The organism is Buchnera aphidicola (Mindarus keteleerifoliae), from assembly GCF_039392895.1.
Taxonomy (GTDB): Bacteria; Pseudomonadota; Gammaproteobacteria; order Enterobacterales; family Enterobacteriaceae; genus Buchnera_A; species Buchnera_A aphidicola_A.
In genome coordinates this window covers 218738-232949 of sequence record NZ_CP135027.1, presented here as the reverse complement: position 1 = coordinate 232949, position 14212 = coordinate 218738, and the positions used below count along the sequence as shown (strand labels likewise).

Below are 14212 nucleotides of genomic sequence, written 5' to 3'. Positions count from 1 at the left end.
TTGGAGCTAAGCGGGATCGAACCGCTGACCTCCTGCGTGCAAGGCAGGCACTCTACCAGCTGAGCTATAGCCCCATACATTGATTTATATGGTAGGCCTGAGCGGATTTGAACCACCGACCTCACCCTTATCAGGGGTGCGCTCTAACCAACTGAGCTACAAGCCTTTTTACTTGTTTTAAATATCAGAAAATTTGTGTGGATACATTCAAAAATAATCATATTTTTTTAAGGAGGTGATCCAACCGCAGGTTCCCCTACGGTTACCTTGTTACGACTTCACCCCAGTCATGAATCACAAAGTGGTAAGCGCTCTCCTTTATAAAAGGTTAAGTTACTTGCTTCTTTTGCAACCCACTCCCATGGTGTGACGGGCGGTGTGTACAAGGCCCGGGAACGTATTCACCGTGGCATTCTGATCCACGATTACTAGCGATTCCGACTTCGTGGAGTCGAGTTGCAGACTCCAGTCCGGACTACGATTTACTTTATGAGGTTTGCTTATCTTTGCAGAGTTGCTTCTCTTTGTATAAACCATTGTAGCACGTGTGTAGCCCTGGTCGTAAGGGCCATGATGACTTGACGTCGTCCCCACCTTCCTCCGGTTTATAACCGGCAGTCTCCTCTGAGTTCCCAGCATAACCTGATGGCAACAGAGAATAAGGGTTGCGCTCGTTGCGGGACTTAACCCAACATTTCACAACACGAGCTGACGACAGCCATGCAGCACCTGTCTCACAGTTCCCGAAGGCACTCTTCTATTTCTAAAAGATTCTATGGATGTCAAGACCAGGTAAGGTTTTTCGCGTTGCATCGAATTAAACCACATGCTCCACCGCTTGTGCGGGCCCCCGTCAATTCATTTGAGTTTTAGCCTTGCGGCCGTACTCCCCAGGCGGTCGACTTAATGCGTTAGCTTCGGAAGTCACCTCTCAAGGAAACAACCTCCAAGTCGACATCGTTTACGGCATGGACTACCAGGGTATCTAATCCTGTTTGCTCCCCACGCTTTCGCACCTCAGCGTCAGTATTCGTTTAGGAGGTCGCTTTCGCCACAGGTATTCCTCCAGATATCTACGCATTTCACCGCTACACCTAGAATTCTACCTCCCTCTACGATACTCTAGTTTTTTAGTTTCAAATGCAGTTCCTAAGTTAAGCTTAGGGATTTCACATCTGACTTAAAAAACAGCCTACGCGCTCTTTACGCCCAGTAATTCCGATTAACGCTAGCACCCTCCGTATTACCGCGGCTGCTGGCACGGAGTTAGCCGGTGCTTCTTTTTCGGATAACGTCAATAAATAAAATTATTAGTTTTATCTTTTTCTTTTCCGACGAAAGTACTTTACAACCCTAAGGCCTTCTTCATACACGCGGCATAGCTGCATCAGGCTTTCGCCCATTGTGCAATATTCCCCACTGCTGCCTCCCGTAAGAGTCTGGACCGTATCTCAGTTCCAGTGTGGCTGTTTATCCTCTCAGACCAGCTAGAGATCGTGGCCATGGTAAGCCTTTACCTTACCATCTAGCTAATCTCGTCTGGGCTCATCTAAAAGCAAAAGGTCTATAAAATAGATCCCCTTCTTTGGTTTTTCAACATTATGCGGTATTAGCTACCGTTTCCAGTAGTTATCCCCCTCTTTTAGGTAGATTCCCAGATATTACTCACCCGTTCGCCGCTTGCCGACAAAGAAATAAATTTCTTTTCGCTGCCGCTCGACTTGCATGTGTTAAGCTTGCCGCCAGCGTTCAATCTGAGCCATGATCAAACTCTTCAATTTAACAAAAATTTTTACTCGTAAGAGTATTTTTAAATTCTATTTTGTAATTAAATTTGATGTACCCACACAGATTTTCTGATATTTTTAAAGAGCTTTTTTCAACTCCCACAATACTATAATTAAATGTTAATCTTGTCAATAACTTTATTGCATTATTTAAAATATTTTAATATTTAAGAAATAAAGAGTAAAAAATTTCTTTTTTTTACTTTTGCTTTTTATTTATCAAAAAAATAAAAATATTATTTTTTAAAAAAAATATGTTGTATACTATTGTTTTAAAAACGAAGTAAGTTATGTTATATGAACCTTAAATCAGAATTGTCTAAAATATTTAAAAAGGCATTAATCGATTCTTGTGTTTCTTTTGATCATGATTTAGGAATAAAAAAAAGTTCTAAAAACCAAAAAAGTGATTATCAAGTTAATGGACTTATAAACATTTCAAAAAAAATGCATATAGACCCTTATGAACTTTCAAATAAAATTATCTTAAAAATTAAGAAAAAAAAATTTCATAAAAAAATAGAAATTATAAAACCAGGATTAATTACAATTATTTTAAGTAAAAAATGGTTAGAAGAAAAAGCTGAAAAAATGTTTTCATGTTCCAGATTAAACATAGTTAATACAAAAAAACCGAAAACTATAGTCGTAGATTACTCATCTCCAAATGTTGCTAAAGAAATGCACGTAGGTCATTTAAGATCTACTATTATTGGCGATGTTTTAGTTAGAGTATTAAAATACTTAGGTCACAAAGTTATAAAAGTTAATCATATTGGAGATTGGGGTATTCAATTTGGAATGTTAATTGCTTTTATGTTAGAAAAAAAAATTGATTTCAAGGAAAAAATCGACTTAAAAAAATTGGAAATTTTTTATCAGAAAGCTAAAAAAAAATATGAAATTAATAATAATTTTGCTAGAAAATCAAAAAATTTTACTTGTTTACTTCAGAAAAAAGAATCTTTTTGTATTGATATATGGAAAAAAATTGTAGATATTACTGTAAAATACAATCAAGAAATTTATAAAAAATTAAATGTTTCTTTACTTTTAAAAGATGTAAAAGGAGAAAGTCAATATAATGATCATCTTAGATCACTAGTCAAAGATCTCATTAAAAAAAATATAGCTGTAAAAAAAAATGGATCTATTATTGTTTATTTAAATGAATTTAAAAATAGAAATGGAAAAACTATGGGAGTAATTATCAGAAAAAAAGATAAATCTTATCTTTATTCAACGATTGATATTGCTTGCTTAAAATATAGATGTCAAACTTTATTAGCAGATAGAATTGTTTACTATACTGATTCTCGACAAGAACAACATTTAAAACAAGTAACAATCATAGCAAAAAAAGCTGGTTATGTACCCTTAAATGTATTAATAGAACATCATGTGTTCGGAATGATTTTATCTAAAAAAAAACAACCATTTAAAACAAGAACCGGTGATAATATTAAATTAACAACTCTTATAAATAAAGCTATAGAAAAATCAACAAAAATAATAAAAGAAAAAAATCCAAAAATATCTAAAAAAGAACTTAATAATTATGCTCCTATTATTGGAATAGGTGCTCTTAAATATTTCGATTTATCAAAAAACAGAAATAATAATTATATATTTGATTGGGAACAAATACTATCTTTTGAAGGAAATACAGCACCCTATATACAATATGCTTATACTAGAATTATTTCTATTTTAAAAAAATCTAAACTGCATAAATTAAATATTAAAGAAAAAATTTGCCTAAAAAAAGAAATTGAAAAAAAATTAATTATTCAACTTTTAGAATTCGAAGAAATTATTTTAAATATTTCAAAACATGGGAAACCTCATATTATGTGTTTATATTTATACGAATTATCTTCTATTTTTTCTTCCTTTTATGAAACCTGTCCTATTATCTTCGCAAAGAAAAAGAAAATATTTTTAAGTAGGATTAAATTATCCATACTAACTTCAAAGGTAATAAAAAAAGGATTAAATCTATTAGGTATTAAAACTATTGAAAAAATGTAATTATTTTCCTATAAACTTTAATAGAGTTATATTACTCGATACAAATAAAATTTATCATAACGATGTTAACAAATTCTCTTATTTCTAAATTTGACAAAATAGTTAAATCTGAGAAATGTTTTCTTAAAATAATGGAGATAAATCTTCTCAATGAATCATGAACTACTAAAACCAAAGAACCTTTAATCTTTTTTTGTTTTTCTATTGATCTTTTTGTTGCCTCAATTAATTTTAAAATAAAAATAGGATCGACATTTTTTAAATTTTTGTTTTTTAAAAAAAATATTAAATCTTTTTCTATCTTTCTATCTAATTTCATTATTTTTGCATTATTTAAATCAGAAAAAGCATCTTGAATGATACTATTACTTAAAGAAATTCTAATCTCACTTGTTAAATCATTTACATTTTTATGTATCTTTGAATATTCTATTATTGTTTCTAAAATTGTTCTCATATCCTTAATCGATATATTTTCTGATAACAAATTTTTTAAAATAGTATGTAAATTTATGAAAGATATACTATCAGGTATTAAGTTTTCTATCAATTTAGGAATTTCTTGAGCAACTCGATCTAATAAATTTTGTGTTTCCTGAAATCCTAATAAAGTACTTAAATTTTTCGAAATTATGATGCTTAAATGAGTAGCTATTATTGAACTAGGCTGAACTACAGAATAACCATATGCTTTAGCTGTTCGTATCATATTCTTATCAATCCAAAAAGCGGAAAAACCAAAAGATGGTTCTATTGTACTCTCTCCTTTTATTTTAAGAATATTTTTTTTCATATCAATAGCTAAATATTTTTTTTGAACAATAATCCATTCATCAATTTTAATTCCTTTTATAAAAATTTTATAAGTGTTAACTGGTAAATCTAAATTACTTTTTATATGTACATATGACGGTAAAAATCCAAATTTTTTAGCACACATTTTTCTAACTTCTGTAATTTTTTCTAATAAATTTTCTTCTTTCGAATCAACTAAAGTTAGTAAATTTTTTCCTACTTCTACACTAATTAAGTCTTGTATATTTACATCGTTCCACGTAGCTTCTACTGTTTTTTTATCTTTAACTTTAATATGGGAATGATTATCTTCTTTTTTTTGTTTATCAAATATATATTTTGAAAAAAATAAAAAAGATGCTGTAAATATTAAAAAAATTAAATTAGGCATCCCAGGAACTAAACCTAATATTCCTAATACTAAACCACTTAATAAAAAAACTTTAGGATTAATAAATAATTGATTAATCATTTGTTTACTGACATTTTGAGAAATGTTTACTTTAGTTACCATCACTCCTGAAGCTATTGAAAGAATTAAAGCAGGAATTTGAGCTACCAAACCATCGCCTATTGTTAATAATGTATATGTTTTTATTGCCTTAGCAAAATACATGCCATGCTGGACGATTCCAACAATGAATCCTCCCAAAATATTTATTATCATAATAAGTAATCCAGCAATAGCATCGCCTCGAATAAATTTACTAGCACCATCCATAGAACCATAAAAATCAGCTTCTCTAATTACTTCTAACCTACGTTTTTTAGCTATTTTTTCTTTAATTAATCCTGAATTAAGATCTGCATCAATGGCCATTTGTTTTCCTGGCATTCCATCTAATATAAATCTAGCACTAACTTCTGCAATGCGTCCTGATCCCTTTGTTACTACAATAAAATTAATAATAATAAAAATTGAAAAAATGATGATTCCTATAGTAAAATTACTACCTACTAAAAAATGTCCAAATGCTTCTACAACACGACCTGCTGAAAAAATACCGTTATGCCCTTGAAGCAAAATGATTCTTGTTGAAGCAACATTTAATGATAATCTTAATAAAGTAGCAAAAAGCAATATTATAGGAAAAGCAGAAAATTCTAAGGTTTTTTTAATTAACATGGTTACTAATAATATAGTAACAGATATTGCTATGTTAAAAGTAAAAAAAATATCTAAAAAAAAAGCTGATAGAGGTAAAATCATCATGGATAATATGATCAAAATCAAAATTGGACCTGAAAAATCGATCCACGTTACATTTTTTAAAATTTTTTTAATATTTTCAATAAAAATAGATTTCCTCGTCATTTTTAATTTCCTTACTATAAATATTAATCAAAAATAAATATATCTTGAAATTTTTAAAAAAAACACTCCTCATTCATTTTAATTTTGAAATTTGTTGATTAACAAAGTAATTTGATTTATATACATTGTATATTTTTAGGGATTTTTTATTACAGAAATATTATTTTTCTAAAAATATTAAATAGCAGTAAAACACAATTTTTAGAAAAATCTAAATGCTATTACTTATTTTTAATAATGAAATTATAATTTTTTTATGATTTAAGTTGAATTTAATTTCAAATTAAAAAAAAGATTTTCTATAATCACTATTTTTTTTAAATATCAAAAAATTTTTTTTCTGTATTTTTTCTCATTTCACGAAGAATTTTATCTTTAACAATTGTATTTCCTTCCATTTCTTTTATTTCTTCTTTTAATTCTTGAACAGACATTTTCATTTTTCTGTAATAATTAAAATTGTTCCAATATACATCTATTATAACAACAGGAATAAACAATATCATAATTAATAAATAACATTTATAAATAAAACTCATTCCTAAAAAAAAAGCCTTAGTATAAGATGTCTTTATTAAAAAAAATAAATCATTCAATCTGTAAATTACATAATATGAAAAAAAAAAGGAAACAATAAACATTTTTATTATTATTTTGAAAAATTCAATGACCAATTGAAATGAAAAAAAATTTTTTATTCCATTAATTGGATTCATTTTTTGTATATTTTCCTTTAAAAAACTAACTTTAAATTTAATACTTTCAAATAAAAACGAAAAAATGATTAAAGAGAATAAAACACCAACTGAAAATAAAAAAAAAATATTGATATGCTAAAAAAAAATACAATTAAACTTTTTTTAATTTGATTAAAATTATTAAACAAAGAATAATCAAAAATAAAATTACTTATAAATAAATTTTTAAATTGAAAAATAATATTCTTTCCAAAAATTGAAATTATTAAAAAATTAAAAAATAAAATTACTAAAGAACTTAATTCTTTAGAAAAATGTTTAACATTACCATGTTTTTTTTCATTTTTAATTCGATAAAGAGTAGGATTTTCTGTTTTTTCATTACTTTCAAATTCACTATTCATTACTAATCCTAAAAAAACAAATTTTTATAATTATTTCTTAACATTTCTTTATAAAAAATTCAATTTAAACAAGACTTTATTTTTTATATAAATAAAAATATGTTTTTTTTTACATGTATTTAGAATATTATATTTTATACAAACACAGTACAAAAAAATAAAAAATAAAATAAAAAAAGAAAAACATGCAAACTACAAAATATATTCTATCTACTATGAGAGAAACACCAAGTGAATCCGAGATGATTAGTCATCAACTAATGTTAAAATCAGGTATGATACGAAAAATATCTTCAGGAATATATACATGGCTTCCAACAGGATTGCGTGTGATAAATCAGATAAAAAAAATTATAAGAAAAGAAATGTTAAAGATTGACGGAATAGAGTTTAGCATGCCAATACTTCAACCTGAAAATCTTTGGAAAAAAAGTAAGAGATTAGATCAATATGGAAAAGAACTTTTTAAAACATTAGATAGAAATCAAAAAACATTTATATTAGGCCCTACTCACGAAGAACTAATTACTAAAATAATTAAACACGAAATACATTCTTATAAACAATTACCTATCATTTTATTCCAAATTCAAACAAAATTTAGAGATGAAATACGTCCTTGTTTTGGAACAATTCGATCAAGAGAATTCATAATGAAAGATGCTTATTCATTTCATACCTCTTCATCTTCATTAAAAAAAACTTATGAAACATTATTTAAAACATACATGTCTATTTTTAAAAAAATAGGAATAGATGTTATTCCTGTTAAAGCAAAATGCGAATCTATGGGAGGAACAGAATCTCATGAATTTCAAGTTCTATCAAAATTAGAAAAAAATATTTTTAAATCTTCTAACGAAATTAAAAATTCTAGTTATTCAACTTCTGAAAAAAAAAAAAATATTAAACCAATTTTTTTTAATGCTAAAAACATTGCCAATAAAAATACAACTTTAAACAAAAAAAATCTGTTTAAAAAATGCAAAACTATAGAAATTGCTCATATATTTAAATTAGAAAAGAAATATTCTCATACCTTTGGATTTAAAATACAAAAAAAAAATGGTTCTTCTACTTTTTTAAAAATGGGATGTTATGGAATAGGAATTAGTAGACTTATTGCTGCCATAATAGAACAAAATCATGATAGTAAAGGAATTATTTGGAATAAATCAATAGCTCCTTTTCAAATTGCAATACTACCAATAAATTTAAAAAATTCTTTTGAAATTCAAAAAATTACATTTTTTATCTACGAAAAGTTAAAAAAAGAACATATAAATATATTGCTAGACGATAGAAATGAACAAATTGGAGCAATGTTTGCTGATATGGAGTTAATCGGAATTCCATTTTTTATAATAATTAGCGAACGCCACCTGAAGAAAAATAGTGTTGAATATAGAGAACGTAAAAATAATGTATCTTGCATTATTCCTATAGAAAAAATTTTTAGTTTTATTAAAAATAAGTTACTTTAATGAAAAAGTAATTAAATTATTCAATATTAAATATAAAAAAATATTATTTTTATGTTTAATATTGATTTTTAAAATTAATTTTTAATTAATAATTTATAATTGTTGTTTCGAATTTAGATTCTAAAAATAATAAAATTTTTTTTTCTCCTAATATATTTTTTAATTCATTAATTAAATTTTCAGATATTGATACAAAATATTTTACATCAAAATAAGTTCCTCTTTTAAATTCTTTGTTCGTATAAAGCATATATACAGGAACTGTTCCATTAGAACAATTTTTAAAAATCTTTTTTAATGAATTAAGAGATGATTTATTGCTCTTATTTTTACTAAATTTAAAAATTAATTTAGATACATATTTCTTTCTAAAAAAATTCATATTACTAAGAAAATGAGCAATTAACACCTTTTCTTTGTTAAAATAATTGTACTTATATTTTCCCTCTATTATCAAAATTTCATTTTTTTTAAATAAATTTTCAGAAGAATTTAATATTTCTTCAAAAAGAATTACCTCTAAACGACTAAAATTATTATCTATTAATAAAGAAGCAAATCTTTTTTTATTTTTTGAAAATAAAATTTTTATTGAAATAACTATTCCAACTAAAATTTCTTTTTTCTCTTTAATAAAAGACTTACCTTCAAATATTTTCATACCATTTTTTACATAAAAATTAAGTTCTTTTTTATATTGATTTATAGGATGTCCGGTTAAATAAAATCCTAATACTTCTTTTTCTAAATTTAATTTAGTCATTTCTGAAAAATTATTTTGAAAATGTGAAGATGGTTTTCGTATATTTTCTAATTCAGTTAGCAATGATCCGAACATATTTTCTTGAAGAACAATTTTGTTTATTAAATATTGTTTAGCTGATTTTATTGTATTGGAAACTGAATTAATTAATTCACATCTATTTTTTTTAAAACAATCAAAAGATCCAGACATAATTAATTTTTCTATTATTCGACGCGAAAGTTTTGACAAACTTACTCTAATACATATATTTAATAAACTGAGAAAAATTCCATTTTTTTTTCTTTCATTAATAATTTCAGTAATAGAGCTTTTTCCAATTCCTTTTATAGCTCCTAATCCATATTCTATACCGTTTTGAGAGTTAACATAAAAGTTATATTTACTTTTATTGATATTTGGTTTATTTACAACTAATTTCATATTTAAACACTCGTAATATAAAATTACAATTTTTTCTGTATTATCCATATCTACTGTCATTGCTGAAGCCATAAATTGAGCTGGATAATGTGTTTTTAACCACAGTGTTTGATATGATACTAATGCGTATGCTACAGAATGAGATTTATTAAATCCATATCCTGAAAACTTTTCAACTAAATCGAAAATTTTCATTGATAATTTTGAATTTATAAATTTTTTTTTTGCTCCTTTTTGAAATAATGAACGTTGTTGATTCATTTCAATTGGATTTTTTTTTGCCATGGCTCGTCTTAAAATATCAGCTTTAGACAAAGTGTATCCTGCAAAAACTTGAGCAATCTTTATAACTTGTTCTTGATACAAAATTATTCCATATGTAGATTTCAAAACAGGTTTTAATAACTTATGTTGCCATTTTACATCAGGATAAGCTATTACCTCTCTTCCATGTTTTCTATTGATGAAATTATCTACCATTCCTGATTGTAACGGACCAGGACGAAATAAAGCTACTAAAGCTATAAGATCTTCAAAAGAATCAGGACGCATTCTTTTAATTAAATCTTTCATACCAGGGGATTCTAACTGAAAAATAGCTGTGGTTTCTGCTTTTTGTAGTACATCAAAAACTTTTTTATCATGTATTTCAATAGAAGAAATTTCAAATTTTTTTTTGTTTTTTTTAAATCTACAAAAATTAATCATTTCTACAGCTAAATTTATCGTTGTTAAAGTTTTTAGACCAAGAAAATCAAATTTTACTAATCCAATTTCTTCAATATCATTTTTATCAAATTGAGTTAATAAATTTCTAGAATTTAAATCTCTGCATAAAGGTGAAAAATCAGTTATTTTAGTTGGAGCTATCACAACTCCACCTGCATGTTTTCCTACATTTCGAATAACCCCTTCAAGTTTTTTAGCCATATCAATCAATGTTTTTACATCTTTTTTATGATTATATAAATCTGATAATTCTGTTTTTTTGGATAAAGCTATGTTTAATGTTATACCAGGATCTAAGGGTACTAATTTAGAAATTGCGTTAATAAATCCATAAGGATATCCTAAAACTCTTCCTACATCTCTGATAACTGCTCTAGCAGTCATGGTTCCAAATGTAATAATTTGAGAAACAGCTTCTTTTCCATACTTTTCTGAAACATGTTCTATTACTTTATCTCTTTTATACATACAAAAATCTATATCAAAATCTGGCATGGATATGCGTTCTAAATTTAAAAATCTTTCAAATAAGAGATTAAATTGCAATGGATCTATTTCTGTAATATTCAAAGCATAAGCAACAAGAGAACCTGCTCCAGAACCTCTTCCAGGTCCAACCGGGATTCCGTTTTTTTTAGCCCATTGAATAAATTCCATAACAATTAAAAAATAACCTGGAAATCCCATTTTATTTATTACTTCTAATTCGTTAATTAAACGGATTTTATATTTTTTTGGAATAACATTTTTAGATATTTTTTTATCTAAAAATAATTTTTTAAATCTTTTTTTTAATCCTTTCTTAGCTTTTAAAATTAAATAATCTTTAACATTAATTTTTCCTGTATGAAATTTAGGTAAAAAATACTTACAAAAAGTAATTTTTACATTACAACGTTTTGCAATTTCTACACTATTTTTTAAAGCTACCGGTAAATCAAAAAATATTTCTTCCATTTCCTTTTCATTACGCATGTACTGTTCATTCGAAATATCATTCATTTTTTCAATACTATTAATAGTTAATCCTTGATTAATAGCTATTTTAATTTTATGAATGTAGAAATCTTTTTTCTCGATAAAAAAAACAGGATTTGTAGCAACTATTGGAATCTTTTTTTTAATAGATAGTTCAACAACTTGATTAATATAATCATATTCATATTTAAAATTTATTCTTGTTAATTCTAAATAATATGAATTTGGAAAAAACTTTTTATAAAATGATAGACATTCCGAAACTTTTTTTTTTTAATATAAGTTGTCCAATTTCTCCAAAAACTCCTCCTGATAAAACTATTAAACCTTCTCTAGCACTATGTAACCATTTAGTATTGATCATTAGTGCCGAATTATCTTGAAAATTTTTTTTTTGATGTGCTTTAGAAGTTAAAAAAATTAGATTTTTGTATCCTATTTCATTTTTAGCTAATAAAGTTATACTACAATTTTTATTTTTTAAAAATTTAGAAGAAAAATTAAAATCAATTCCAATAATAGGTTTAATTCCGTTTTTCATTGCTGCTTTATAAAATTTTATTACTCCATATAAATTGGATGAATCCGTTAAACCTAATGCCGGCATATTTAATTTAACAGCTGATCTTACTAGTTTTTCTGGTTTTGCTAATCCATTTAACATGGAATAATCACTATGACAGCGAAGATGAATAAATTTTGGTTCTTTCATATTCTTAAAGTTCCTAAATTTAGTTTAATTAAAAAGTTAATAACTCTTAAAAAAATAACTAATATTAAGTTAAAAAAAACTAATATGAAAGTTTTTGACTATAATTGATTAATTTTTTTTTAATTTTCATACAAGAAAAATAAGCTTCACTAACAATTTTTTTATCAACAACAGCAACACCTTTCAGTTTTATAAGATTTTTTTTTTTAGAAAAACTTCCACAAAAATTTTTTGTTTTGGAAAAACAAATGATCTAAAAGAACAGCGTTCTACACTCGATAAGCAATAAAAATCTTCCGAAGATATCTTTTTTTGACTTTTTAGTAATAAAAAACAACCCGCTTGTGCCATCATCTCAATTATGTATATACCAGGAAGAACAGGATAATTAGGAAAATGTCCCACCAAAAAAAAATCATTTTCTTTAATTAATCTAATAACTTTTATATATTTATTTTTTATTAAAACCAAAATTTGATCAAGTAATAAAAAAGGGTATCGATGAGGTATTGTTGCTAATATTTCATCGTTACCAAAATTTTTTTTTGTAATTTTCAATCTATATTTTTCCATTTTTATAGTTAATAAAATTAATTTAACAAACAAACTGTATTAAGATTTTATTTATATATTTAAATATTTTATTTTCCGAAATTTCTTTTTCTTAATTTAAATTGGTTAATAGCGTCAGAAAATGATACTTGATCAAAATCTGGCCAAAATACTTTAGTAAAATATAACTCTGAATAAGCAATTTCCCATAACAAAAAATTGCTAATTCGAATATTTCCTCCAGTTCTTATTAATAAATCTACTGGAGGTAAATTTTTAGTAGATAAAAAAGATGCAAAAGAATCTTCTTTGATATCATTTAAATTTAATTTTCTTGATAAAATTTGATGCATAATTTTTTTTAGGCCAGATAAAATATCTTGTCGACCTCCATAATTAATAGCTATATTAAGTCTTAGTCCATTATTTTCAGAAGTTAATGACTCAGAAATTTTAATCTGATTTTGTAAAGTGGAATTCAATTTTTTTTTATTTCCTAATATTTTTAACTTAATATTATATTTATTTAAAATCAAACTGTCTTTTTTTAAAATTTCTTCAAATAAAATCATTAAATTGCTTACCTCCAATGGAGATCGAAGCCAGTTTTCATTACTGAAAGCATATAAGGTTAAGACTTTAATATTATTAATTAAAGCAAATTTAACAGATCGATAAACTGCTTTAACTCCTTCCTTATGTCCTAAAACTCTAGATTTACCTTTCTTTTTTGCCCATCGACCATTTCCATCCATAATAATAGCAATATGCAAAGGATAATTTTTTCTTTTCATATTCATATAAATACAAATAATTTAATTTTTTATTAATTATTTTTTAAATGTTATTTCAACTATTTCATTAAAATATTTTTTAAAAAAATTTTTTTATATTTTAAAATATAATATATATTCCATCAATTTAAAAAATTTTGAAATTAAAACTTCATTAATTCCTGCTCTTTTTCTTTCAACATATTATCAATTTTATCAATAAAAAAGTTTGTTTTTACTTGTAATTTATTCTGAAATGAATGGTCTTTATCTTTAGATATTATCTTTTCATTTAATAATTTTTTAATTTTATATTTTGCATTTTTTCGAATATTTCTAATTTTAATACGAGTTTTCTCAGCATCATTTTTAGCAATTTTTATTAATTCTCTTCTTCTATCTTCTGTTAAAAAAGGAATTTTTACTAAAATATTATTTTCTATTGAAACAGGATTTAATCCTAAGTTAGAACTAATAATTTTCTTTTCAATAATTCTCTGAATATTATTTTCAAAAGGAGTTACTTTTAACATATTGGAATTTTCTATTACAATATTAGCAATATTCCTTAATTTCATTTTTTTTCCATAATAATCAATAAAAATATCATCTAATATATCTGTTGAAACTCTCCCAGTTCTTATTTTTTTTAAATTAATTTGATATTGTAAAATACATTTTTCCATATTTTCATCAATATATTTCCAAATATTTTCTATCATAATAATATTTTCCTAAAAATATTTTTTGCATGTTTATTATAAAATA

At 25.2% G+C, this 14212-nt stretch carries 8 protein-coding genes, 2 tRNA genes, 1 rRNA gene and 1 pseudogene; 2 read left to right on the top strand and 10 right to left on the bottom strand.

Features of this window, described 5'->3' with window-relative positions:
* Window position 1 precedes the first annotated feature (1 nt).
* The 3 genes from RJT62_RS01045 to RJT62_RS01035 form a co-directional block, all read right to left on the bottom strand.
* A tRNA-Ala gene (locus tag RJT62_RS01045) sits at window positions 2-74 on the bottom strand.
* 15 nt (window positions 75-89) lie between these two features.
* Window positions 90-166, bottom strand: a tRNA-Ile gene (locus RJT62_RS01040).
* 62 nt (window positions 167-228) lie between these two features.
* A 16S ribosomal RNA gene (locus RJT62_RS01035) occupies window positions 229-1781 on the bottom strand.
* A 303-nt stretch (window positions 1782-2084) separates the two neighbouring features.
* Between RJT62_RS01035 and argS the strand changes: the two genes are divergently transcribed.
* Window positions 2085-3818 carry an arginine--tRNA ligase gene (gene argS, locus RJT62_RS01030; RefSeq protein ID WP_343153916.1) on the top strand — a complete coding sequence of 578 codons (1734 nt, stop codon included), beginning with the start codon at window positions 2085-2087 and terminating at the stop codon, window positions 3816-3818.
* Between the two features lie 31 nt (window positions 3819-3849).
* Here the strand turns inward: argS and flhA are convergent, their stop codons facing one another.
* From flhA to RJT62_RS01015, 3 genes are all read right to left on the bottom strand, one after another.
* Window positions 3850-5928: a flagellar biosynthesis protein FlhA gene (gene flhA / locus RJT62_RS01025; RefSeq protein WP_343153915.1), complete on the bottom strand. Its 2079-nt coding sequence runs from the start codon at window positions 5926-5928 to the stop codon at window positions 3850-3852.
* Window positions 5929-6245: 317 nt separating this feature from the next.
* Window positions 6246-6710: an EscU/YscU/HrcU family type III secretion system export apparatus switch protein gene (locus tag RJT62_RS01020; RefSeq protein ID WP_343153959.1), complete on the bottom strand. Its 465-nt coding sequence runs from the start codon at window positions 6708-6710 to the stop codon at window positions 6246-6248.
* A 2-nt stretch (window positions 6711-6712) separates the two neighbouring features.
* On the bottom strand, window positions 6713-7030 hold the full coding sequence (locus RJT62_RS01015; protein ID WP_343153914.1) for an EscU/YscU/HrcU family type III secretion system export apparatus switch protein: 318 nt from the start codon (window positions 7028-7030) through the stop codon (window positions 6713-6715).
* 185 nt (window positions 7031-7215) lie between these two features.
* Here RJT62_RS01015 and proS point away from each other — a divergent pair, with 185 nt between their 5' ends.
* Window positions 7216-8514: a proline--tRNA ligase gene (gene proS, locus RJT62_RS01010; RefSeq protein ID WP_343153913.1), complete on the top strand. Its 1299-nt coding sequence runs from the start codon at window positions 7216-7218 to the stop codon at window positions 8512-8514.
* Between the two features lie 85 nt (window positions 8515-8599).
* On the opposite strand, the pseudogene dnaE reads toward proS, so the two are convergent.
* The 4 genes and pseudogenes from dnaE to frr form a co-directional block, all read right to left on the bottom strand.
* Window positions 8600-12119 (bottom strand): annotated as a pseudogene (gene dnaE, locus RJT62_RS01005) (DNA polymerase III subunit alpha).
* 189 nt (window positions 12120-12308) lie between these two features.
* Window positions 12309-12677, bottom strand: coding sequence for a 3-hydroxyacyl-ACP dehydratase FabZ family protein (locus tag RJT62_RS01000; protein ID WP_343153912.1), 369 nt, complete (start codon window positions 12675-12677; stop codon window positions 12309-12311).
* Window positions 12678-12760: 83 nt separating this feature from the next.
* On the bottom strand, window positions 12761-13465 hold the full coding sequence (gene uppS, locus RJT62_RS00995; RefSeq protein WP_343153911.1) for a polyprenyl diphosphate synthase: 705 nt from the start codon (window positions 13463-13465) through the stop codon (window positions 12761-12763).
* A gap of 143 nt (window positions 13466-13608) precedes the next feature.
* A complete protein-coding gene (frr, locus tag RJT62_RS00990) occupies window positions 13609-14166 on the bottom strand; it encodes a ribosome recycling factor (protein ID WP_343153910.1) in 558 nt (185 codons plus the stop codon).
* Window positions 14167-14212 lie beyond the last annotated feature (46 nt).